The 23,982-nt window shown below is 38.7% G+C and carries 17 protein-coding genes and 1 tRNA gene; 4 read left to right on the top strand and 14 right to left on the bottom strand.

From position 1 onward, the window contains the following. Positions 1–174: 174 nt before the first annotated feature. The 6 genes from IPK35_02260 to IPK35_02235 all read right to left on the bottom strand — a co-directional run bounded on the left by IPK35_02260 (position 175) and on the right by IPK35_02235 (position 8,118). On the bottom strand, positions 175–2,436 hold the full coding sequence (locus IPK35_02260; GenBank protein MBK8052121.1) for a UvrD-helicase domain-containing protein: 2,262 nt from the start codon (positions 2,434–2,436) through the stop codon (positions 175–177). Positions 2,437–2,721: 285 nt separating this feature from the next. Beyond that, a complete protein-coding gene (locus IPK35_02255; protein ID MBK8052120.1) occupies positions 2,722–4,443 on the bottom strand; it encodes a M23 family metallopeptidase in 1,722 nt (573 codons plus the stop codon). A 28-nt stretch (positions 4,444–4,471) separates the two neighbouring features. Then, the gene (locus IPK35_02250) at positions 4,472–6,004 is read right to left on the bottom strand and encodes a glycine--tRNA ligase (GenBank protein ID MBK8052119.1); all 1,533 of its coding nucleotides are present in this window, start codon (positions 6,002–6,004) and stop codon (positions 4,472–4,474) included. A gap of 141 nt (positions 6,005–6,145) precedes the next feature. After that, a complete protein-coding gene (locus IPK35_02245) occupies positions 6,146–6,598 on the bottom strand; it encodes a GNAT family N-acetyltransferase (GenBank protein MBK8052118.1) in 453 nt (150 codons plus the stop codon). Positions 6,599–6,859: 261 nt separating this feature from the next. Continuing rightward, positions 6,860–7,480 carry a hypothetical protein gene (locus tag IPK35_02240; GenBank protein MBK8052117.1) on the bottom strand — a complete coding sequence of 207 codons (621 nt, stop codon included), beginning with the start codon at positions 7,478–7,480 and terminating at the stop codon, positions 6,860–6,862. After that, the gene (locus IPK35_02235; protein MBK8052116.1) at positions 7,480–8,118 is read right to left on the bottom strand and encodes a polysaccharide deacetylase family protein; all 639 of its coding nucleotides are present in this window, start codon (positions 8,116–8,118) and stop codon (positions 7,480–7,482) included. Before IPK35_02235 ends, IPK35_02240 begins: the two co-directional genes overlap by 1 nt. A 232-nt stretch (positions 8,119–8,350) precedes the next feature. Between IPK35_02235 and IPK35_02230 the strand changes: the two genes are divergently transcribed. Beyond that, the gene (locus IPK35_02230) at positions 8,351–9,859 is read left to right on the top strand and encodes a glutamate--tRNA ligase (GenBank protein MBK8052115.1); all 1,509 of its coding nucleotides are present in this window, start codon (positions 8,351–8,353) and stop codon (positions 9,857–9,859) included. On the opposite strand, the gene IPK35_02225 is transcribed toward IPK35_02230, so the two are convergent. Genes IPK35_02225 through IPK35_02215 form a run of 3 tightly spaced genes read right to left on the bottom strand, consistent with a single transcriptional unit; the run spans position 9,832 to position 13,894 of the window. After that, complete coding sequence (locus IPK35_02225; GenBank protein MBK8052114.1) at positions 9,832–11,295, bottom strand: O-antigen ligase family protein; 1,464 nt, start codon at positions 11,293–11,295, stop codon at positions 9,832–9,834. The two genes, IPK35_02230 and IPK35_02225, sit on opposite strands and share 28 nt — an antisense overlap. Before the next feature lie 50 nt (positions 11,296–11,345). Beyond that, on the bottom strand, positions 11,346–12,425 hold the full coding sequence (locus IPK35_02220; GenBank protein ID MBK8052113.1) for a hypothetical protein: 1,080 nt from the start codon (positions 12,423–12,425) through the stop codon (positions 11,346–11,348). Between the two features lie 20 nt (positions 12,426–12,445). Further along, positions 12,446–13,894: a polysaccharide biosynthesis C-terminal domain-containing protein gene (locus IPK35_02215; protein MBK8052112.1), complete on the bottom strand. Its 1,449-nt coding sequence runs from the start codon at positions 13,892–13,894 to the stop codon at positions 12,446–12,448. A gap of 146 nt (positions 13,895–14,040) precedes the next feature. Here IPK35_02215 and IPK35_02210 point away from each other — a divergent pair. After that, positions 14,041–14,113, top strand: a tRNA-Phe gene (locus tag IPK35_02210). A 72-nt stretch (positions 14,114–14,185) separates the two neighbouring features. Here IPK35_02210 and IPK35_02205 read toward each other — a convergent pair. From IPK35_02205 to IPK35_02195, 3 genes are read right to left on the bottom strand one after another with little or no spacing between them, the layout of a single operon-like run. Further along, complete coding sequence (locus tag IPK35_02205) at positions 14,186–15,493, bottom strand: TolC family protein (protein ID MBK8052111.1); 1,308 nt, start codon at positions 15,491–15,493, stop codon at positions 14,186–14,188. Continuing rightward, positions 15,477–18,542, bottom strand: a complete 3,066-nt coding sequence (locus IPK35_02200) for an efflux RND transporter permease subunit (protein MBK8052110.1) — start codon at positions 18,540–18,542, stop codon at positions 15,477–15,479. The genes IPK35_02205 and IPK35_02200 overlap by 17 nt, the downstream gene beginning before the upstream one ends. Positions 18,543–18,546: 4 nt before the next feature. Then, the gene (locus IPK35_02195; protein MBK8052109.1) at positions 18,547–19,602 is read right to left on the bottom strand and encodes an efflux RND transporter periplasmic adaptor subunit; all 1,056 of its coding nucleotides are present in this window, start codon (positions 19,600–19,602) and stop codon (positions 18,547–18,549) included. A 172-nt stretch (positions 19,603–19,774) separates the two neighbouring features. On the opposite strand from IPK35_02195, the gene nhaC reads away from it, so the two are divergent. After that, positions 19,775–21,265, top strand: coding sequence for a Na+/H+ antiporter NhaC (gene nhaC / locus IPK35_02190; GenBank protein MBK8052108.1), 1,491 nt, complete (start codon positions 19,775–19,777; stop codon positions 21,263–21,265). A 69-nt stretch (positions 21,266–21,334) separates the two neighbouring features. On the opposite strand, the gene IPK35_02185 is transcribed toward nhaC, so the two are convergent. Continuing rightward, positions 21,335–22,237 (bottom strand): glycosyltransferase family 2 protein, encoded by a 903-nt coding sequence (locus IPK35_02185; protein ID MBK8052107.1) that lies wholly within the window; start codon positions 22,235–22,237, stop codon positions 21,335–21,337. A gap of 63 nt (positions 22,238–22,300) precedes the next feature. On the opposite strand from IPK35_02185, the gene IPK35_02180 reads away from it, so the two are divergent. Beyond that, a complete protein-coding gene (locus IPK35_02180) occupies positions 22,301–23,449 on the top strand; it encodes a DegT/DnrJ/EryC1/StrS family aminotransferase (protein ID MBK8052106.1) in 1,149 nt (382 codons plus the stop codon). 26 nt (positions 23,450–23,475) lie between these two features. Here IPK35_02180 and IPK35_02175 read toward each other — a convergent pair whose 3' ends face one another. Then, positions 23,476–23,949: a methylated-DNA--[protein]-cysteine S-methyltransferase gene (locus IPK35_02175; GenBank protein MBK8052105.1), complete on the bottom strand. Its 474-nt coding sequence runs from the start codon at positions 23,947–23,949 to the stop codon at positions 23,476–23,478. Between the last annotated feature and the right edge of the window lie 33 nt (positions 23,950–23,982).

Here is a 23,982-nt window from a genome sequence, read left to right as displayed (position 1 = left end):
TTCATTCCGACAGATCGGGATATAATGTCGTGAAATGGATTATGGTAGATTTAACCATAATATGAATTTGGCTAAATTCCTACATTGCAGTTCACATATCCATCAAAAAATATTTACTACACTTAGTTTGGGTGGACTGACAGGAAAAACTTCTTGCTTGTTGGCTTAGATCAATTACTCCACTATCTGCAGCTTGGCAAATTGGAGCATGATACGTTTCTCCGGTGTATCGCTCAATCCATCAAAAATGATGGTCGCTACAAGCCGGTCATCCACAGAAAGTACCTTGCCTTGTCCGAATTTAAGGTGGATGACTTCCATACCTGGCTTGATGTCGTTAGGATTGGCAGCCACAAAGTCATCAGGATTGATGGAAAGCATGGGTTTTTTGGATCCCAATGGTTTGAAATTGCCAAGTATCTTTGGCTCAGGGAATTCCGGTTTTTTTGTAATGGATATGATAGAATCAAGGTTGCTGTCAGAAATCTCCTCGAGAAAGCGGCTTGGGTCGTTGTATCGCATCTGGCCATATTGGTACCGGCTGTTGGCATACGTGAGACAAAGATGTTCTTCAGCACGTGTTATGGCTACATAAAACAGCCGACGTTCTTCATCGACATCGTTACTATCCACCAGTGCCATGTAGCTGGGAAACAGGTTTTCTTCCAAGCCGACCACAAATATTGATTTGAATTCAAGGCCTTTGGCTGAGTGCACAGACATCAGGGTGACATTGTCGGGATTTTCTTCTTTCTGATCCTGATCTGTCATCAGAGAGATGGTCTGAAGATACGCCGAAAGGCTTCTGTCAGTAGAACCTTCTTCACCTGCTGCCAACTCGTCATCTTGCACAAACTCCTGAATACCATCCAGAAGTGAAACTATATTCTCTACCCGTCCGAGTCCTTCCGGCGATTTATCGTCTTTCAGAAGCTTTTCTATACCACTGTTTCGGTAGATGTAGTCTGCTATTTCATAAGCATTGGATTTTGCTACTTTGGTTTTGAATGCATGGATCAACTGTACAAATTCACCTAAACTTTTACGGGAACGATTGTTAAATTCAATTTTGGTAAGAACTTCCCACATACTCATATCGTTGTCTTCAGCGAGTTGTGATATCTGATCTACAGTGCTGTCTCCTATGCCACGTCTGGGGTAGTTGATCGCCCTTTTGAGAGCTTCATCATCTTTATCATTGATGGTGATGCGCATGTAGGCTATCAGATCCTTGATCTCTTTGCGGGAATAGAAGGACAATCCACCATATACTCTGTAAGCGATGTTGTATCTTCTGAGTTGCTCTTCAAAAATTCTTGACTGCCCGTTGGTACGGTACAGGATGGCAAAATCTTTATTGGCCAGATTAAACCGGTTTTTTTGTTCGATGATAGTATCCGCTACGCGTTTTCCTTCTTCTGTCTCCGTCATTGTTTTGATGACTTTGATTTTGTGGCCTTCGATGCGATCTGTCCAAATTTTTTTTTGAATCTGGCGTTTGTTGTTGTTGATCACTTCATTGGCAGCTTCTACTATAAATTGGGTCGATCTGTAATTTTGCTCCAACTTAAAAGTGCGTAGATCGGGAAAGTCATTTTCAAACTGCAGGATATTTTCTATAGTGGCACCTCTGAATGAGTAAATGCTTTGTGCGTCATCTCCTACGATACAGATATTATTTCGGCTTCCCGGATATACCGAAAGCAATTTGAGTATTTCGTACTGGAGGTAGTTGGTATCCTGAAACTCATCCACCATCAGGTATTGAAACTGACGTTGATATTTCTCGCGGATATTGTCAGGATTCTGATACAGCAATCTGAACATTTGCAGCAGTAAATCATCAAAATCCATCGCTCCGGCACGCAGGCATCTTGCAGCGTACTTTTCGTATATCACATGGATCAGTGGTCTTCTGTTCATCCTGTCATAAGACATGAGTTCGTCATTAGCTACATATGCCTTGGGCGTGATGAGATTACTTTTGGCAGCTGAGATACGTCCGCGGACTATTCCGGGAGCATAGACTTTTTTGTCGAGATTCATTTGATTGATGATCTCTGTGATCACACTTTTAGTATCATCTGTATCATAGATGGTGAAGTCATTGGGATATCCGATACGATGTGCTTCTACCCTCAAGATACGCGCAAAAAGCGAGTGAAAAGTTCCTGCCCAGACTCTCTGTGCCTTAGGGCCAACGACACGCTCTATACGGTCTTTCATCTCCCTGGCTGCCTTATTGGTAAAAGTGAGTGCCAATATCTGTCCCGGAGCGACACCTGAATGAATCATATGCGCTATCCTATAGGTGAGTACACGAGTTTTGCCGGACCCTGGACCAGCAATGACCATCACGGGTCCTTCCATACATGACGCTGCCTGGCGTTGTATATCATTGAGTTCGTCTAGATATGAATATCCTACTTCTTGCATAAGGGTGCAAAGGTCACTAATTTTTAAAGATTTTTTTAAATGTACGTTTATAATTTTTCAGAAATGAAAAGGAAGAAAAGTGCGTATCTCATTTTTTCATTCAATCGCACTAAAATTCTTTATGTCTCCTTCAGACCAGAACTGTTATGCCAAACAGAAAATTGAATGCGAACTTTTATAATCATAAGTATTTAATTTACAATATATTATGATTTATATTTTTTACAAAATATTTTCTGTCCATGATAAATTATGAAACTCCGTCGATTTCATCCCGTCTCTTGACTATTTCACAAACCTACTTTTGAATTCTCTTATGTTGCCACTATGGTCTCTGACCGTGATAAGAAGATCATGTTCTCCGGGATTTAAATGGTGAACAGGCACTTCGAGTACCGAAGATTTGGAGTCATAGGGGCTAATGATGATGTTACCATCAATTTTTACTGTATATTGAATATCTCCGGCATCTCTGCCTTTCACAGGAAGGTCATCTTTTACTTCAAATTTGAATTTGTTTGTATTTCCATTTCTGGGTCGAAAAAGAATAGTTTTAATGGTGGGTGGGATGGTATCGTACTGCATAGTGAAAGTACCGAATTCATTGATTCTGCACCGAAGAAAGTTGTCTTGCCAGGTACCTCCGCAATTGTGCTTTTTGCCTTTTTCTGATATCCAGACGATGATAGCCTTGTTGCGGAGTGCCGGATATAGTACATCTGGTTTTAGCAGCAGCTCGATATTTGATTTGAGTGCTTCTCTCTCATGATGTACCTGGTAGATTGTGTTCCCTTTTGGATTGGGTTTTTTTTCCAATAAAAAGGGAATACTCCTGTAAAGAGCATTTTTACCAAAGATAACAATAGCACCGGCATCTCTGATTTCGGCGGGCTGACCTATATTCACCCAGCGGGTATATGGATTGTGTTGAACTTTCTCGATAATATTTTCAGTTCTTTTTAGATTAAAGATTAAGGTCTTTCGGTTACGATGGAAATCTTCAGCTACCATTCTTATTTTTGTAATAGTATCAGGTGAAATTTTGATGATGCCACTTCCTGATTTACCAAGAAAATCAATTTCAACTCCCGGTAGTTTATAGCATAATGAATAAGACTGGCCAGACTGTTTTCTTTCTGCATAATCATAAAAGCCAGTGACTTGACGGGACTGATCAAATGAAATTTTATCCATGTGATAACTGTATATCAGTTTTTCATCAGCATATACATGGAGGCCATATATACCCATTTTGTTGTGTTCACCATCAGCTCTGTCATAGGTATGAAGTGCAAGTCCTATTTTTTCAGCAGGAATTTCTATTGGTTCCACGATCTGAATGATCCCATTTTCAGCTGCAGGTAATGGGATTTTTTTATCATAAAGCTTATGGAAATTTTCGTCAAGACCATGTATGCCCAGATTGACCAATGAGGGAGATATTTTGTCCGGAGCTGAAAAACCAAATAAAAATGGATTGACAGGTCTTTCTGTTTTGGTATCTCTTACTTCAAAATGCAGGTGATCGCCAAATGAATATCCTGAATTGCCCATGATACCAATGACTTCTCCCTTTGATACCGGCAAGATATCCGGAGTCAATGCGATATCGACCTCAAATGATGCAGTTTTATTTTGATGTTGCTTTACAATTTCGTCTATTCTTGATGAAAATGATTCCAGATGACCATATACAGAAGTAAAACCAGTCTCAGGATGCTCGATATATAAGCCATATCCATATCCTCCTGTCGACACCTTAATTCTGGACACATATCCTTGGCCGATGCTGTATATGCGGTCCTTTTTACCTTTTATGGATGGTTTGATGTCAATACCTGCATGAAAATGTGACTCTCTTAGCTCACTAAATCCCCCTGACAACTTGAATGAAAAATCAACCGGACTCACAAATGTACCCGCAGGAACAGCCAGAGATTGTCCGATGACAAAGCATCTTGATCCAATAATAAACAAGATTGTAAAAAGAAAAGCCCTATTTACCAATTGGATTATTTTTAGGCAAAAACAATTCTTAGAATAGATTTTCAAAGGCTACCTTTTCCTGTACTACTTTTCTGATGTCATCAATGTGTATCCTGTGCTGTTCCAAAGTGTCCCTATCTCTGATAGTCACTGTATTGTTTTCCAGCGTTTCGAAATCGATCGTAACACAGTAAGGTGTACCTATAGCATCCTGTCTTCTATACCTTCGCCCTATGGCATCTTTTTCATCATACTGACAATTGAATGACAGCTTGAGTTTATCATAGATGGCTGTGGCAGCATTTGTCAGATCTTCTTTATTTTTCAGAAGGGGCAGTACAGCAAGTTTTACAGGTGCCAATGCCGGATGCAACTTCATTACAGTCCTTACAGAGTCCTGTCCATCTGCATCAGGTACTGTTTCTTCATGTAGCGCATTTGCAACCATCGCTAAGAACATACGGTCACAACCGATAGAAGTCTCTAAGACATAAGGTATATAAGATTCATTGAGCTCAGGATCAAAATACTGTAATTTTTTGCCTGACAACTCCTGATGCTGACTCAAATCAAAGTCTGTGCGGGAGTGAATACCTTCCAGCTCTCTGAATCCAAATGGAAACTCAAACTCAATATCTACGGCTGCATTGGCATAGTGGGCGAGATTGGCATGATCATGAAATCTTAGTTTTGCGGGATCCGTACCTAGTGCTTTATGCCATTTCAGCCGTGTTTCTTTCCAGTATGCATACCACTCCATCTCCGAACCTGGACGAATGAAAAACTGCATTTCCATCTGCTCAAACTCTCTCATTCTGAAGATAAACTGTCTTGCGACGATTTCATTTCTAAAGGCTTTACCTATCTGAGCAATCCCGAAAGGAATCTTCTGGCGAGTAGATTTCTGAACGTTCAGAAAGTTGACAAATATACCTTGAGCTGTCTCAGGTCTGAGGTAAAGCTTGCCTTCTTCTCCGGCAATATTTCCAAGTTGAGTATTGAACATCAGATTGAACTGTCTGACCTCTGTCCAGTTGCGTGAACCGCTCTCGGGACAAACCAGTTCATACTCATCGATCATATTTTTTAGTTCGTCCATATCACCGGCCTTCATAGCAGCAGCCAATCTGTTGAGTACTGCATCTATTTGCTTTTGTCTTTCGATGATACGATCGTTGGTCGTGCGGAATTGATGTTCGTCAAAACTATCACCAAATCTTGCTTTAGCTTTTTCGATGTCTTTGATATTTTTGGCTTCTATTTTTTCTGCATGTCCCTCTATCAGCTGGTCAGCCCGATATCTCTTTTTGGAATCCTTATTGTCTACGAGCGGATCATTGAATGCATCCACATGACCTGAAGCCTTCCAGGTTTTCGGATGCATGAAGATTGCAGCATCCAATCCGACAATATTTTGGTGCATTTGTACCATGGCCTTCCACCAGTATTCTTTGATGTTATTTTTAAGTTCGACGCCATATGGACCGTAGTCATATACAGCACTCAAGCCATCGTAAATTTCAGATGAAGGGAAGATAAAACCATATTCTTTGCAGTGCGAAATTAAATTTTTAAAGTCCATATGTGTGTTTACTTGTACTTGATTCTTAAAAAACCGGGGCAAAAATACGCCACCTTATTGTTTATTTATGCTTTTATACTGAAAAATAGTCGGGTTGATCAATTGGCATAGTCGTAAGGAGTGAGAATTCTTCTTTGAAGCCTAATCAAAAAATATTTTACCATTCCACCATTCTTTTTCTATCATCGCATTATTTTTTTTATAAAAGTTTAACGCCGGTTCATTCCAATCCAACACTTGCCATTTGGTCTGTTGAGCTCCTCTTTTTTTAGCCTCATCCAGATATGCTTCAAATAGTTTTTGACCTATTCCATATTTTCTATAGGAAGGTTGGACATAAAAATCTTCGAGATAAAGACACTTACCTCTCCATGTTGAAAATGTCATATAGAATACAGTGATGCCAATGATGTTTCCCGACATTTCGGCTACAAAACTACCAATAAGCCCTTCTTTGAATGCTTCAAGATAGTCGCCGATACCTATTTTCAGGGCTTCTGGTGCTTTTTCGTACACTGCAAGTTCATGAACAAGACCATAAATAGCGGGTATGTCATTTGATTCTGCTTTTCTGATAGTGATATCCTGATTCATAATACTAAAACTCAGTGTTACATAGAGAGATTGTTTATTTGATTATCACTTTCTCAGAAATATCAAAAATTAAACATACCCCAACTAATGAAAGTAAATGTCAAAAAAAAGGTGGCAAAAATCAAGCCAATACTTCAAAGGGGTACAATAGATTTCAATGGACTTCAATTAGTTCAATGACTTCAATTAGTTCAATGGACTTCAATGGACTTCAATTAGTTCAATGACTTCAATGAGTTCAATGGATGCAATGATTAATGCTTAGCCATTGACTTTGAGTAGTTTTTTCAGATTAGACAAGGATTTTATAGGTGCCGATGTAACACTTTCATTGGTAACCCAAAGCGGAATATTACCTCCTGGATTCATATAGCCGCTATGAACAATCCTGATCATACCATTAGTTACAGATTCGATTTCCCAGGAACTCTTTATTTGAGAAATCAATGGGTAGTCCTGATATGTTTCCGGTATTTTGAAGTGGTAATAATCAGAATTAACCTTAATTAAGCCTTTTATTTTGTCAAATGAAATACTGCCTTTCAGCGTCGAAACGCGGTTTTCAAAAGGCAATGGCAATCCATATTCTAGCAGATAGATGCCTTCAGAGTCAGAATTTTTTTTCAGCAGTACAACTTTTTTAACTTTATCATACCATTTGTGCATACTTTCCACATTGCGCATGAGGTTGTATAGGGCTTCTAAATCAGCTTTTATGTAAGTTTCAGCCTTAAACTGGAGTAATTTAGTGCCATCAAGACTTTTTGTCCATAGTTTGATATTGTTTTGTTCTTTCTGCAATTGCCAGTCTTGCTGTCCAAAGGCATTGTAAGAACTCAATATAAAGAATAATATGACTAAAAATGGCATGATGTTACGCATCAGACTTCTACTAATTGGCCGATTTCTGCAGGTATGGCAGCAGCCTTATACCCATTGTCAGACAAATGTGTGAGGAATGCCGGAAGTATAAATTTAAGTTTTTCTTCCGCTTTCAGACTATCATGAAATACAATTACAGAACCCGATTCATAGTTTTTCTGCACATTGTCAAGACACTTTTCCGGTGAAAGGAACTTGTCAAAATCGCCACTTAACACATCCCACATGACGATGGTTTTCTGAGTTTTTAGTCCAGCTGCCTGACCTGGTTTTAGCTTACCATATGGTGGTCTGAATAGCTGAGTATGCACATATTCATCGCACATCTTTATATTTTCCAGGTAAGTATCTTTATCAGTAAACCATCCGTTGAGATGATTGAAGGTATGATTGCCGGTAGCATGCCCATCGCGGAGGATTCTTGCATATATTTTAGAATAGTTTTTTACATTTTCACCTACACAGAAGAATGTAGCTTCAAAATCATAGTCTTTCAGCACGTCAAGTACCCAGGGAGTTACCACAGGTACAGGACCATCATCAAATGTAAGATACACTTTCTTTTCATCTGAAGGCATACTCCAGATAAAATCAGAAAATAATGTTTTAACTACAGGGGGTGTTTTTACTAAGTACATAATTTTATTTTGTAGAATTCAGCATTTAAATCTATTTTTGCGGGCTGAATTACAGTAATATTTCTATTATTAACGAATATATTTTCATTTTGTGATTTTTTCAATAGGCTATTTTTCAGAAAATTGTAAATAAAGCTATGTTTAAATTTTCTCACTTTAGGTGAAACATAAAAATTTATACATACTCTAAAATCAATATACCCCTTGGCCTATAATGATAACAAAAATAATTATGACAAAAGTCAGAGTACGGTTTGCCCCTAGTCCTACAGGGCCATTACATATAGGAGGAGTCAGAACTGCTCTTTATAACTATCTTTTTGCTCGTAAAAATAATGGTACCTTTATTCTCAGGATCGAAGATACGGACCAATTGAGGTATGTACCCGGAGCTGAAGCATATATCATTGAATCACTAAGATGGTTCGGTCTTTTGCCTGATGAAGGTCCGGAGTTTGGCGGAGATTTTGGCCCTTACAGACAATCAGAACGTAAGTCTATCTACCGGCAATATGCGGAAAGGCTTGTGGAACAAGGACATGCCTACTATGCATTTGATACTCCGGATGAATTGGACGCCATGCGAGAGAATAATTCTACTTTTAAGTATGATAATGTCAGCAGGCAAAATTTAAAAAACAGTCTTACCATGCCACAGGATGTAGTGGAATCACTATTGTCAAAAAACCATCATGTCGCCATCAGACTCAAAATGCCTGAAAATGTCACCATTTCTTTTGATGACGAGATCAGAGGTCATGTAACTTTTGACAGCAACGAACTGGACGACAAAGTCATACTCAAAGGTGATGGAATGCCTACTTATCACCTTGCCAATATCGTAGATGATCATCTGATGGAGATCACCCATGTCATCAGAGGAGAAGAGTGGTTGTCCAGTACCGCTCATCATGTATATATGTACCAGTGTATGGGATGGACTGCACCGTCATTTTCACATCTTCCGCTTATACTGAAGCCAACAGGACAAGGCAAACTCAGTAAGAGAGATGGAGCCAAGTTTGGATTTCCTGTATTTCCCCTTTCATGGGACAGTGACCATGAGGAAGATAATTTTACAGGATTCAGAGAGGATGGATTTTTGCCGGATGCTATCCTGAACTTCCTTGTATTATTGGGCTGGAGCCCGGGCAATGATCAGGAATTATTTACCATAAATGAAATGTGTGAGGCATTTGATCTGGACAAAATTGTCAAATCAGGCGCCAGATTTGATATCGACAAAGCCAGATGGTTCAATCAACATTACATCATCCATAGTGATAATCTCAAACTGGCTTATCTTATCCAAAACAAAGCCATAGAAGAAGGGTACCATGTCTCGGTCGAATATCTGAGTGATGTATGTCGTCTGATGAAGGAAAGAGTACATAAAACAGATGAAATAATCTCCAATGCGCGATTTTTCTTTGTTCCGCCGCAGAAATACGATGATGCTACCATATTAAAAAAATATAAAGCAGATAATAAGGAACACCTTTTAACTATAAGCCAAAATCTCATCAGTAATCAGGATGATACGACAGAAATCATCATAAAGGGATATATTTCAGGCTTGGGTCTGAAGCTTGGCGATTATATGCCATTGCTGAGGATTGCTGTAAGCGGAAGTATGCAAGGTCCTGACCTCATGGAATCGATCACTGTCATAGGTAAAGAGGAGTGTGGAAAGAGAATTATGAAAGCAGTCGCCTATTTCGAAACTTTGTGCGCTTCATAGTCAGACGATGCAACTTTCCGACCATAAAATAGAATAATAGCCGCATTAAAAAAGAAAAAAGGACCTACCTTGTCTGTTTCTATCAGATCATTGATCAGACACATAGATAAGATGATGATCAATCCCAGCAAGGTGGCCATGATGAGGTACTTATCTCTAATATCCGCAACTGCATGGTAAAGACGCTCACCTTCTATCAGCAACCAAAAGCATAAAGCTATTAGTATCAGAAATCCTATAAAACCCTGTTCTACCCATGTCATCAGGAAATAATTGTGGATGCCGGATTGATCAGGATTGTTACTTACATAAGTCTGAAAGCTTGATATCGAGTATAGTTTATAGTTAGAATAAAAACTCCCCGGTCCGAAACCTAACCAAAATCTGTCTTTAAGCATTTCAATACCTGAAATCCATCTGTATACTCTTTCCATAGACGAGATGTCTTCGAGTTTATAGGTGGCTTCCAGGAGATTATCAAATTCACTGTGAGTGATTGTTTTTTCAAAATCAGGCGCCAGATCCATATACTTATTGTCTATAGAAAGGTACATTGACGAGATTATGGCGACCATGAAACAGATAAACAGAGTTGGTTTTACCCATTTTTTTTTGATAATATACCAGGCTCCCCAGGCTATAAACATGGATAAAATAGCCGCACGGGTAAAACTAAAATATATCCCAGCTATGAATACAATAAAAACAATAGTCATCAATACATTGGTCTTTCCTTCCAATTTATTGATCCTGTAAAATGCCCAAACAAACGGAAGACATACTACACATATAGCTGCATAACTGACATGATTTCGGTAGAAGGGTTGGACTACTTCATATGTCGAAGCAAAACTAAAACCATGAAAAGCATGTCTTATGAGCACATAACAAATGGATACAAAAAGAAATTTATAAAGAATTCTATATGATTTTTCCAATTCTGAGGATTGGTTCACAAATATTAAAGGTAGAATAAAAAAAGGAAGTATATACCATATTTTAGCAGCGAAAAATTTGGCTGATATTAATGGGTACGTTGAGTTCAATGCAGTGATAAATATCCAGAATACATGAATGCCAATCAATATAAATATGGGATGAGTGATGTAAAATTTGGGAAAGGAGAGATTATTTCTAATAAGCACAGCCACGGTAATAAAAGATAACATCAACATAACAGGTTCAGATGGCAAGTCTGTACCCATACCGGGGCCATCAAAATAAACCTCAATGGAAAATGGAAGAAGCAGAAAAATGAGATAGAACAATCGTCTGTAATCTTCAATAATAATCACCATGCCTAAAACAAATGCTGGCAAAAGGAAAGCAAAATAATGCTGAAAATAAATTGATAGCACCACAGCCACTGCTACCAGAATCAAAAAACTACGGTAAAAAATGATGTCATTCGACCACGTCCTGATGAGTGATCCCATTGTCTAAATTTCGAAAGTTGAATGACAAATATTTATTTCAGACAGGGGAATCATTCAGGAGTACCTAATTTAACATTTTCAATTATAAATACTGCCATAAAAGCCAAAGCGATACCGCATAGGCTGGAAAGTAAGACAATTATAGATCTTTTTGGACGCGATTTTTGTACAGGTACATCAGCTATTTCTACTACATGCAAGGCTGTAAAAGGAGCTGTATATGTTGCATTGAGCTGTTTAAGCCGTTCTTTATCGAGACTGATCTGATCATGAATTCTGCTTTGTTCTTGTTCCAATTGTTTTAATTCAGAAAGCACAGGAGCATATTTTTCAAGCTCAGTATTAGCTTTGTTTACTTTATTGATAGCACCCATTTCGATAGCCATATTTTTAATGACCGAGTCTTTATAAGCAGGATATTTTTTATAAAATGTAATTTTACTACGAGCTTCTTCCAGTTCAGAAGTAGCATCGGAGAGCATTTTAGTATACAGACCGGACTGGCCCCATGTTTCAAAAATATCAGCACTTTCTTTTATTCTTTGTAGCTTTTTTGCCAGAGAATCATTCTGGATTTGTTTTATTAAGATATTTTCATTGTAGTTACTTATAAGTTTGAGTTGAGATTCTTTGACGATTTTTTGAGCGATTTGTTCTACTTTTTCTCTCGCTGCATTAACTATCGCTGCTGCTTTTTCAGGATCTTTATCCTCTACCATCATATGTAGTGCGCCATACTTTGTTTTGATAGTTTTATAGTTTTCCACTAACTCCTCCCTGACCTTAAATTTAGACTTTTTACTGTTTTTATCTATGTCATAGTGTGTATATAAATCAAAAGAATCAATCAGATGAAATAAAAGATCATGTGATAATGAAATAGTAAATAATCTGTCAAGATCTTTGTCATCGCCATATATCCTCACATCCTTTTCATCTCCACCTATCGGTATGGGTCTGGCCAGATCAGGACTTGCGGCATAAAATGTGGTTTCGGCCTGATAATAGTTGGGGAGAAGAAGACTACCACCGATACTAAGCATCACTATCAGAACTATCGCCCTTACCAACTCTTTTTTCCACTTTAAAAGTTGATGTATAAAAAGATTAAGGTTGTATTCGTTATCCATATATCTGCTGTAAAAAAGGCTTACTGATTACCTTTGAAAATCATCAGGATTTCCTTTTTATCCAAAATTTTGAAAATAAACGACAAAAGTACACAAATTAATATACTTAATCCAAGATTTAGAAGCCATGAGCCACCAGATATTTTGGCAACTACCCAGAATACCACAATTACAGCAATACCATAAAAAAGGATAAGCTTTACATCCTTTTTCAGAAAAGATAGGCTGATCAGATTATTTACTAGATATATCTGGCCCACCATTACAAAAAACTGGGTTAAAAGCGTACTCCAGGCGGCACCTGAAGCACCATATTCGGGGATTAATATCAGACACAATAAGATATTTACTATCAGTCCTGCAGCAAATACAATATTCAAATTTTTCACTTTGGCGGTGGCTGCAATATATGTCCCAAAAATATAAGAAACTGCTACCAGACAATAGGCCAACATTATTACTTGGAGCGTAGTATACAGGTCCGGATGATATGCAGAGTATAGGAACTGTAAGATCCTTTCACCATAAAAAAATATAATACCCAAAAGCATAAATGATATGATGCAAGTAAGTTTTGTGCCCTTACCAATGAGTTCAGTGAGTATAGGTTTTTGATCTATATTTGATGCATACATCGGCAATAATAGGGAAGCAAACAAATATCCACTCATATTTGCAGCTTCATAAAACCTGTAAGCTGCTGCATATATTCCTGCCTGATATTTATTGTCATCCAGTAACCAGCCGAGCATGACACCATCCAACTTGTTGTAAGCGGTCATAAAAATCATGATGAGTACATAAGGTGCGCCTGACCGAAGTAAAAGCAACCACCTTTCATAACTTAAAAGTCTGAATCTCAATGGCGATTTGGAAAAGAGTATCATCATAGCAAAGATACTTACTATAGCAAAAACAATACACTGTATCTTGACAAACCATAGAATATCAAACCCCGATTGTAGCGGTGTAAAATATAAAAGATAGCCCAAAATGATGATCATCAAAAGTTTATCTAAAGCTGATATCAGACTATCCGTCCTGTAAAAACCCAATCCGGCAATCATTCCACGCAAAATCATAAAAAAGGAACTTAGCACAAAGCTTAGCGAAATATAAAAGATCATCTCGCCATCTATGTAACCCAAAAAGTAAGAAATTAGATTGACCATGAAAAGAAATGTCAGACTCAGGAGTACTTTGGCCTGAAAGATTTCGGGTAAGAGACTTTGAATTTCAGATCTGTTTTTTGGTATATACTGTGCATTCCAGCTTTGTAATCCAGGATCATTGACAAACTGAAACAAGAATATAAAATTAAAATAAAAAAAATAGAGTCCATAAGATTGGATACCAACCAAGTCCTGTACTTTGGCTTCTATACCAAAAATATAGATAGGTTTTATCATCAGATTGATGACAAAAAGTAAGACAATATTGATAAGAAACTCTCTTTTCACAGAGGACAAAGGTACACAATATTTTTTAGGGAATAAGTCGTGTACATTTAGTAACCTCAGGATAAAATTTCAAAAATAAGTTGATTACTATTTTGATTTATCAAAAAAGAGCGTACTTTTGCGACGCTTTTAGAAAAAGTTAAAATATATTCTAAGGTACCTTAGCTCAGTTGGTAGAGCAACGGACTGAAAATCCGTGTGTCCCCAGTTCAAATCTGGGAGGTACCACAAAAAAAAGGGAAGTATTGATCGATTCAAACTTCCCGTTTTTATTTTCTTTAAGTTGAACTGTTTCTCAAATCAGTTTTTTATCAGCTCACCAGTCAGCCTTTTTATTTCAAGGATAGCCATCTGAGCATCAAATTCTGCCATTATTTTTCTGAATTCAGCATCAACAAGATTTAACTGAGCTTGCCTTAACTCTAAGGATTGTATGGTACCTATACGCATTTTTTCAGAAGTAATGTTGAGATTTTCCTTTGCTATGCTGATATTCCGCTTTTCTATTTCTGACATCTCCATTGCAGCTAGGTAGTTGGTATAAAAAGTAAACAAATCTGTATGTATACTCAGACGGGATTGTTCTTTGTTGAGTTTGCCGGACTCCAGATTCAGTTTGGCCACTTGTATTTCCCTCTTGTTATTAAAGCCGTTAAAAATGTTCCACCTTCCGGTCAGACCGTAAGAAAATCCAAGATTTTGATTAAACTTAAGGACACCTATCTCTGCGCTGAACCTGGTAAAATTGTACCCCAGATTGACATCAACGGAAGGAAGCTTGTTGGCTTGCCATTGTTTGATATTGATTTCTGATATTTTGATATTTTTATCTGTCATCTGCAGCCATTTATTATTTGTTTCAGCTTTTGATAACATATCCTGGTAATCCGGCAATGAAGCAGGTTCTATATAGTCATTGATTTCAAATTCGGTATCAGGACTTCTGCCGAGGAGTTCATTAAGCAATATTTTGGTGTTTTTCAGGACTAAGTTTTGTCTTATCAACGCTGCGCTATCTGCATTGATGTCAACATCTGCCTGCAGTACAGGTAAAGATGACGATGAACCTAATTCTCTTTTCAGTGCTGCAAGTGATCTTCGTTCGAGAGATAATTCAATGGCTTTTCCGATGGTACTGATCCTTTTTTTATGTTGGATGATATTGTAATAAGCACTCATCACCTGATAGATGGTATTTTCCATTTGGATCATGGTGTTCAGCTGTCCTGCACTTTCTATTTCTCTGAGTCTTTCCCTACTTGCAAACATGCGCATACCATCAAATACGGTCCATGCAAGCTGAAGATTGGCATTTAAATTGGTCGTGTTGACATTGTTTCCGGTGCGTTCATCACCGCTGAAAAATTGTTGTCTTGTATTGTTGATATTATTGTTGTTTCCAAAATTTAAATTGACTTGCGGGAGCATGCCTGCATTGCCGCGAGTATTGTTGGTCTTGTCAATAAGTGCAGCATTTCTGGCTATCTGAACGTTGTAGTTATTCTGGATAGCAATACTTATAGCATCTTCAAGTGATAACATTTGCTGAGTGATACCATTGTTACTAAATAACAAAAGGACTATGATTATATTAATGTGCTGCTTCATCTGAATGATAATTTTTGGTCCTTGACAGATAAGTGTATAATGCCGGAATTACAAAAAGTGTTAATATAAGTGAAAACATCAGGCCTCCTATGATGGCTATACCCATAGATACCCTTGAAATAGATGCTGCGCCAAGAGCAAGAGCTATGGGCAATGCTCCCAGCATGGTAGCGAGACTGGTCATAAGTATGGGTCGCAATCTTGATACAGCGGCTTCTCTGACTGCTTCATGCAGACTCAGGCCATCTTCTCTTCGTTGATTGGCAAATTCTACTATGAGGATACCATTTTTAGTCACAATACCTACAAGGACGATGATACCTATCTGACTGAAGATATTCAATGTGGATTCGGTATACCACAAAGCCAACACTGCTCCGGCCAACGCCAGAGGAACGGTAAACATGATGATAAGCGGATCAATGTAACTTTCAAACTGAGCAGCCAAAATCAAATATACAAGAACAAGAGCCAAAAGAAATGCAAATAATAGGGTAGATGAACTCTCTGCAAACTCTTTGGACGGGCCTGAAAGGTCCGTCGAATAGTTGTCATCCAATACTTCTCCGGCTATTTTTCTCATTTCTTCGATACCCTGACCTAATGAGACTCCCGGGGCAGTGCCGGCTGAAATGGTAGCAGAAACATATCTATTGAAACGATATAGCTGTGGTGGGTTACTCTGCTCTGTCATCGTGATAAAATTGTCCAGCTGAACCATTTGGCCATTTTTAGTGCGCACATAGATTGATTTTAAATCCGATGGATCATTTCTGTTTTCTTTGTTGGCTATACCGATCACCTGATATTGTTTGCCATCTCTGATGAAAAACCCAAGTCTTTGTTCTGCAAAATACAATTGGAGTGTTTGAGCTATATCCATTACTGATACGCCAAGCGATTGAGCCCTGTTACGGTCTATGTCTATTTTGAGTTCAGGTTTGTTAAATTTTAAATTGATATCCACGGCCTGAAATGCTTCATTTTGCCTTGCTTGCTCCAAAAATGGTGGAATTGCCTTTTTGAGCATATCAAAATTCGGAGCCATGATGACAAACTGAACAGGCAGGCCACCTCGGCGGTCACCGATGGTTTGTTCCTGATTGACAAAAACCCTTGCTTCCGTATAGTTTCTCACCTTTTTGGATAGTTCATCAGCAATCTCCATTTGTGTTCTATTCCTGAATTCAGCATCCTTCAGTGATATTCTTACAAAACCTGAATTGGACGCTTGCGATGCACCAAACCCGGGAGCAGTGACAGATAGTATGGACTCTTTTTCCGGAAGTGTATCTACATCTTTTATGATTTTTGAAATAAACTCGTTCATAAACTCAAAAGATGTACCTTCCGGAGCTGTAGCATTGATACTTAGTCGGCCTTTGTCTTCCATAGGAGCTAATTCTGTAGGCAAACCAGCTCCAAGTTTATATATCATCCAGGATGAAAGAACCATAATAATAACCGATAGCCATCTGAATCTGAAAAATACTTTCAATAACTTATCATAGGCATTTGTCATACCAGTAAAAAAACCTTCTGTAAGTTTGTACAGCCCTCGCTCGTGATCACCTTTTCTTAGCAATCTTGAGCTCATCATAGGTGTAAGTGTCAATGATACAAATGCAGAAATCAATACCGAACCTGCTACTACAACACCAAACTCCCTGAATAACCTTCCTGTCAAACCCTCAAGGAACATGATGGGCAGAAATACTGCCACCAAAGTCACAGTAGTAGAAACTATAGCAAAAAATATCTCTTCAGAGCCTTTAAATGATGCTTCTCTGGGGGACATACCCTGCTCAATCTTCTGATATATGTTTTCAAGCACAACTATGGCATCATCGACCACAAGCCCTGTTGCCAAAACGATGCCCAGCAGTGTCAAAATATTGATAGAAAAGTCAGCCAGATACATAATGAAAAATGTACTGACCAATGATATAGGAATAGCAATAACGGGAATTAATGTAGATCTCCAGTTTCTTAAAAATAAAAATATGACTAATACTACCAGACCAAAAGCAATCAATATCGTCTCCTGTACTTCAAGAATCGCTTTTTTTATACCTTTTGTAGTATCTAAGGCTAAGCCTATCTCAAGATCAGCAGGTATTTCTTTTTTGATGTCTTCAAGTCTTTTGTAAAACTCATCAGCGATAGATATATAGTTGGCTCCGGGTAGCGGGGTGACAGCTACACCGATCATCGGAATACCACCATTTCCTCGCAGAATTGACCTTTCGTTTTCAGGTCTTAATTCTGCCACTCCCACATCCTTAAAACGTATGATTGTGCCATTGGTCTCTCGGATGATGAGGTCATTAAACTGTTCTTCGGATTCTATTCGTCCTACAGTTCTGATGGTCAGCTCAGTATTGTCACCTTCGAGTCTACCTGAAGGCAATTCCACATTGGCAGCAGTCAGGGCATTTCTGATATCTACCGGAGAGACGCTCAGAGCCGTCATTTTGTGAGGATCCATGATGAGCTTCATGGAGTAACGCTTTTCTCCCCAAATAGTGACACCGCTCACACCGGGTATAGTCTGAAACCGTTCCTTAAAAAGGTTATTTCCAATTTCGGAAATTTCCAGCATGGATCTTTGTTTACTCTGGACAGTCAGAGATATGATGGGATTGGAGTTGGCATCGGCTTTACTGACTATAGGTGGGTTGGCATCAGGAGGCAGGTTTCTTTGTGCCCGGGATACACGGTCTCTGACATCATTGGCTGCTGTCTCCAGATCCACATCAAGATCAAATTCTACCGAAATATTGCTTCTGCCGTCGCTACTGGTTGATGTGATGGTTTTTACTCCGTCTATACCATTGATTGACTCTTCGAGTGGCTCTGTGATTTGTGATATGATTACCTCGGAGTTGGCACCCGTATAGGATGTGCTTACGGAGATGACTGGAGGGTCGACACTCGGATAGTCTCTCACTCCAAGATATGTGAACCCTATGATGCCAAATAATACAAGGATTACTGACATCACAGTGGCTAAAACAGGCCTCTTTATACTAACTTCTGATAAACTCATGATATTATTGTGCCTGATTAATGATGTTTACTTCTACAGGTGTGTTAGGCTTAAGCTGTAGAATTCCGGAAGTGATGACCGTATCACCGTCTTCAATTCCTTCTAATATCTGAATTTCTTTTTCTGTTCTTAATCCGGCTTTAATATTTACGCTCGTGGCTACACCATTCTTCTTGACAAATACCTTTGCTCCATTGATATCAGGAATATAAGCGATTGACGGGATCATTCGTACCATACTCTTCTCGCCAACAGAGATGGTTATTTCTGCAAAAGCTCCCGGAAACAATTTTCCTCCCGGATTTGCAAATGTTGCACGCACTTTTGTGGTCCTGGTTACTTCATCGATTTTAGGTTCTTTTGCATACACCGATGCCTTGTGTATTATGGTACTTCCTCCTGTGGTAAAATCTACAATTTTCCCTGTATTCAGTAGATGGTTGTATTTTTCCGGGATAGAAAATTCCAACTTGAGAGGTTGTGTATTTTGGATTGTAGCAACAATATTGGAAGGAGAGATAATGGCACCGGGACTGATGTTTTTTAATCCAATGATACCTGAAAAAGGAGCTGTGATTCTGGTTTTAGCAAGATTTGTTTTAAGAATTTGTTCATTTGCCTTAAGTAGATTTACGTTTCCTTCGGCAGATTCATACTCTTCTTTACTGGCTGCAGAAGCTGCTAATAATTGTTTAGCTCTGTTTTCTTTGTCCTGAGCCAGCTTAATTTCGATTTTCAGTTTATTCAATTGAGCCTGAATATCATCATCATCCAATTTTACCAATAATTGACCTTTGCTCACAGGATTTCCTTCTTTGAAATATATACCGGTGACTTTACCGGAAATTTCACTTTTCACTTCTACTTCTTCATTGGCCAATATCGTACCGGTAGTAGAAAAAGAACCGGTTGTCATTTGATCCCGTGCGATAATACCGCTGACGACCATTGCCTTTTGTTCCTTCGAATCCCCTGGTTTTTTTTCCTTTGATTTTTTATCTTCATTTTTACAGGAGAGCATAAAAAGCATCAGGATTATACTTGCATAGATGGGTCGCATTGAGTATCAATTTAGTAAACTTTTATCAATAGCACTTTAAAGACGTTTGTTCAAATTTTTGCTAAAATATTTGAAAATGATGTTAATTTATATTCATAATAAATAATTGGATTAAATTGCGTTCAATTTTCAGAAAGATTTTATAAAAAAAAAGTAATTAAAATATACTCCGATGCAAAGCGAAGAAATCAAACCAGAGTTACCGGAACAAGAAACTATCATCGAAAATAAGGAATTAAGTATCTACGAAGCCTTATTTCCTGTCTTGATTTTAGTTGGAATGTTGGCGTACAATATTTTTATTTTTGGTGACAGTGCTTTAGGTGGATCAAATCAATTTATTTTAATTATTGGTGCCGCAGTTGCAGCTATAGTCGGATTCAGAAATCGGGTGACATATAAACAGATGCTGGAAGAAGTAGCACACAATGTAAAATCCACAACGGGTGCCATCCTGATCTTGCTGATGGTGGGTGCATTGTCAGGTACATGGCTGCTAAGTGGTATCATTCCGACTATGATATACTATGGCCTTCAGTTGTTGACACCAACTATATTTTTAGTAGCTTCATTGATGATATGCTCTGTGGTTTCGATAGCTACTGGCAGTTCCTGGTCTACTTCAGCTACTGTAGGTATAGCGCTCATTGGTATAGGAAGCTCCATGGGTATAGACCCCGGAATGACAGCGGGCGCTGTCATCAGTGGTGCATACTTCGGGGATAAGTTATCACCTCTTTCCGATACTACCAATCTGGCAGCCGCTATGGCTGGGGCAACACTTTTTGACCATATCAAACATATGACAGTTACTACTATCCCATCGTATGTGATTACATTAATGATTTTTTTAGTCATTGGATTCAACATTAATGTGTCAGGTACTGCAGATATTTCGGACAAATTGGGGGCGATAGATGCTTCATTTAAAGTTTCACCGTGGTTATTTTTGATTCCAGCTTTTGTCATATTTATGATTATGAAAAAGACGGAACCATTGATTGCGTTATTGGCCGGTGCACTCTTGGGTGGAGTTGCTGCTATCATATTTCAACCTGATTTGGTTGTAAAAGTGGCAGAAGGTACCCAATTGACATTTAATACTGCTTATAAAGGTGTACTCACCGCTCTGACTACCAAAACTTCTGTAGCTACTACACATCCGGAGCTCAATGATCTTTTTGCCGCAAAAGGTATGGAAGGAATGTTGGGAACCATCTGGCTGATTCTTTGTGCTATGGTATTTGGTGGCGTGATGGACGCCATTGGTGCTCTTGCAAGGATCAGTCAAGCTCTTCTCAATATGTTTCATACAGTTTTCGGTCTTTTTGCCAGCACGGTTTTGTCATGTTTAGCGATCAATGTAACCGCTTCAGATCAATATCTTGCCATAGTAATTCCGGGGAAAATGTATAAAAAGGCATTTGAAGATAAAGGATTACATCCTGCCAACCTGAGTAGAACACTTGAGGACTCAGGAACAGTAACTTCAGCTTTGATCCCCTGGAATACCTGCGGGGCGTACAATGCCGGTGTCTTAGGAGTACCTACGATGGATTATTTTGTGTATGCCATATTTAACTGGATAAGCCCATTTATGACCCTGACAGTTGCCGCACTAAATTATAAAATAAAAAAGATAGGAGAAAAAATAACCTTTTAATTGTACCCAAATATTTAAATTCAGTATGTTAATGAAGGTCAAAAGTAGCAATGACCGCTAATATCTGGCTTAAAAATTGAATTTCCGTTTAAGATTATCAATTTTTAATTTCAACCTAACGCCCGACAAGTCAGGTTGTGAAATATCACCTTTGTACTTTTCTCCAAGCCTGAGAAAATATTTAGAAAAAACCGAATTGGAAATTTTCCATTTTGATAAAAACTGTTTTCTCCCGTCATTTTTTACAATTCTTGAAGTAGACTTGGACATAAAATGGTATACCCTGCTTTTTTCAATACCTTTGAAATGCCTAACACCAGCCTGCCAGAGTTTCATCATAAAATCAGGGTCGCTATACATACCGGGAGAAAACTCTGTACTCAATCCGCCTATCAGTGTCCAAATCCTTTTGTCCAGCACAAGCGGATACCATAATGATCCTGACCAATCCTGATGCTGATAAGTCCGATATTCTTCCAAAAGGCCCTTTTCATCAAATTCTGCCGGGTTGGCTCCATAGTTTTTGCATAGGATAACAGCTTGGTTTTCCCGTCCTGTCCTTTCCATCATCGATCCACTGATGCACCAATAAGGATTTGTCTGTTTTTTTACTTCATCATAGAGCCATTTGTCCCATTCCGGGGTCACGTACATGTCATCATCTATCAGGACAATATAATCACACTCAGCAAAACCGGCAGCAGCGTTAAAACCAAAACAAACTCCTACATTTTCATGACTCAGAGAGTGCGATATGTTGAGTTGATCCAGATATTCCTTGCTCAATGTATTTCCTTCATTTAGGTGGACACATATCTGATGAGTATAAGTACTGTTTTTACAAATACTATCGATCACTAATTTCAGGTGTGCGTCATTTTTCCATGATGGTATCAGGATGCTGAATATGGCATTTTCAGGCTTTTTGTATGGATAAAATTCAATGGGCGATGATAACTGAAAGTCAATCATGAAATATTTATTTTTGCAAAGTTAGTTTTTTTCATATTTTTGTGCGCAATAATTAATTTACACATGGGTCTTAATAAAGGCATGGATGAGGCAAAACTCATGGAGCCTAATGAGGGGATTGTCCTTTTTCATCCTCATATTCCATCAGGAGCTATCGAAAGAGTAACCAAAGTACTTTCCGGCAGATGGATTGGACAGGGACCATTGGTAGATGAATTTGAAACAAAATTCAACAATAGATACGGAAAAAATACAAAAGCGCTGGCAGTCGGTTCCGGAACGGATGCCCTGCATCTTGCCTATTTGCTTGCGGATATCAAAGAAGGTGATGAGGTGATCGTTCCGATATTTACATGTACTGCGACCAATATTCCATTTTTATATATGGGAGCAAAAATTGTGTTTGCGGATGTCGATCCGCACACCATGAATATTGATGTCAATCATGTCAAAAGACTTGTCTCTGAGAAGACTAAAGCAATAGTAGTAGTGCATTATGGTGGTCTGCCTTGCGAAATGGATGAATTGAAAGCATTGTCTGCGCAACATAATATTACGATCATTGAGGATGCAGCGCATGCACTTGGAGCCACTTACAAAGGAGAAAATGTGGGTAGCATTTCACCCTATACGATGTATTCATTTCAAGCTATCAAACATATCACCACAGGCGATGGTGGCTTACTGCTCTTACCTGAAGAACAGTATGAAAAAGCAAAAAGACTCAGGTGGTTCGGTATCGACAGATCAGCCAAACAAATGGGTATCTGGGAAAACGACATCACAGAAGTGGGCTATAAATACCAAATGACAGATATCGGAGCGGCAATGGGTCTGGCAGCCCTGGAAGAATTTGATCAGACACTGGCTTATAGAAGAAAGCTCTTCAGCATCTACGAAAGACAATTGTCAGGTTGCAATAATTTGCATTTTGTGGGTGGTGGATATCACGACAGAGAACATGCTGCGTGGATGTGTACGATTCTTGTTGAAAACAGAAAACAGCTGTGGCAAAAACTCAGAGATCAAAAAATTGAATCTGCACAGGTACACTATCGCAATGACCGATACAGCATTTTTGGTGGTAAAGTCGAAGGACGCTATCCCAATATGGATGAGGTAGAAGATAAATACCTCGTCTTGCCATTACACACCAGGATGAGTGAAGATGATGTAATGCGCATTTGTGAAGTTATCAATTCCGGCTGGTAATCCGGTTATCTTTTTAGATTTTAAGTTCAGAATAGAGTAGTTTGGATCACAGCATATTTTGCAGGATTTTCTAAGCTCAGAAGATTCTTTTTTACATCCAGGCCCAGGGCAAAACCAGTAAGACTGCCATCACTACCTATGACCCTGTGGCAAGGTATGATAATCGGGATCGGATTGCGACCGTTGGCTGAAGCAGCTGCCCGGATACATAGCGGATCCCCTAGTCTTGAAGCCAGTTGCGCGTAAGAAATCGTCTGACCAAAGGGAATTTTCATTAACTCCTGCCATACCCTGATAGAAAATGCCGAATGACCTGATAAGTCATATTTGATATCAAATTGTCGTGATTTGCCAGTAAAATACATTTCCAGCTGGGAGGCTGCAGTATTAGTGTGATGATTAGGTTTGGTATTAGGTATGAATTTATCTACAGGTTTGATGAATCTGATTCCGACTTCAGATGCTATGATGGCAAATGTCCCGATAGGTGACGCGACCATTTCTGTAAAATCAGCTTCAGATACATCTTTTGG

The organism is Saprospiraceae bacterium, from assembly GCA_016713025.1.
Classification (GTDB): domain Bacteria; phylum Bacteroidota; class Bacteroidia; order Chitinophagales; family Saprospiraceae; genus OLB9.
Note: the sequence above shows the minus strand (reverse complement) of the source record. Positions and strands in the feature narration are given on the sequence as shown.

What these genes read in the sequence shown, in the direction of transcription:
- IPK35_02180 (MBK8052106.1), top strand. Translation starts at nt 22,301, where the DNA reads ATGGGTCTTAATAAAGGCATGGATGAGGCAAAACTCATGGAGCCTAAT.
- IPK35_02240 (MBK8052117.1), bottom strand. Translation starts at nt 7,480, where the DNA reads ATGCGTAACATCATGCCATTTTTAGTCATATTATTCTTTATATTGAGT.
- IPK35_02245 (MBK8052118.1), bottom strand. Translation starts at nt 6,598, where the DNA reads ATGAATCAGGATATCACTATCAGAAAAGCAGAATCAAATGACATACCC.
- IPK35_02235 (MBK8052116.1), bottom strand. Translation starts at nt 8,118, where the DNA reads ATGTACTTAGTAAAAACACCCCCTGTAGTTAAAACATTATTTTCTGAT.
- nhaC (MBK8052108.1), top strand. Translation starts at nt 19,775, where the DNA reads ATGCAAAGCGAAGAAATCAAACCAGAGTTACCGGAACAAGAAACTATC.
- IPK35_02205 (MBK8052111.1), bottom strand. Translation starts at nt 15,493, where the DNA reads ATGAAGCAGCACATTAATATAATCATAGTCCTTTTGTTATTTAGTAAC.
- IPK35_02260 (MBK8052121.1), bottom strand. Translation starts at nt 2,436, where the DNA reads ATGCAAGAAGTAGGATATTCATATCTAGACGAACTCAATGATATACAA.
- IPK35_02225 (MBK8052114.1), bottom strand. Translation starts at nt 11,295, where the DNA reads ATGGGATCACTCATCAGGACGTGGTCGAATGACATCATTTTTTACCGT.
- IPK35_02200 (MBK8052110.1), bottom strand. Translation starts at nt 18,542, where the DNA reads ATGAGTTTATCAGAAGTTAGTATAAAGAGGCCTGTTTTAGCCACTGTG.
- IPK35_02175 (MBK8052105.1), bottom strand. Translation starts at nt 23,949, where the DNA reads ATGGTCGCGTCACCTATCGGGACATTTGCCATCATAGCATCTGAAGTC.
- IPK35_02195 (MBK8052109.1), bottom strand. Translation starts at nt 19,602, where the DNA reads ATGCGACCCATCTATGCAAGTATAATCCTGATGCTTTTTATGCTCTCC.
- IPK35_02220 (MBK8052113.1), bottom strand. Translation starts at nt 12,425, where the DNA reads ATGGATAACGAATACAACCTTAATCTTTTTATACATCAACTTTTAAAG.
- IPK35_02250 (MBK8052119.1), bottom strand. Translation starts at nt 6,004, where the DNA reads ATGGACTTTAAAAATTTAATTTCGCACTGCAAAGAATATGGTTTTATC.
- IPK35_02230 (MBK8052115.1), top strand. Translation starts at nt 8,351, where the DNA reads ATGACAAAAGTCAGAGTACGGTTTGCCCCTAGTCCTACAGGGCCATTA.
- IPK35_02185 (MBK8052107.1), bottom strand. Translation starts at nt 22,237, where the DNA reads ATGATTGACTTTCAGTTATCATCGCCCATTGAATTTTATCCATACAAA.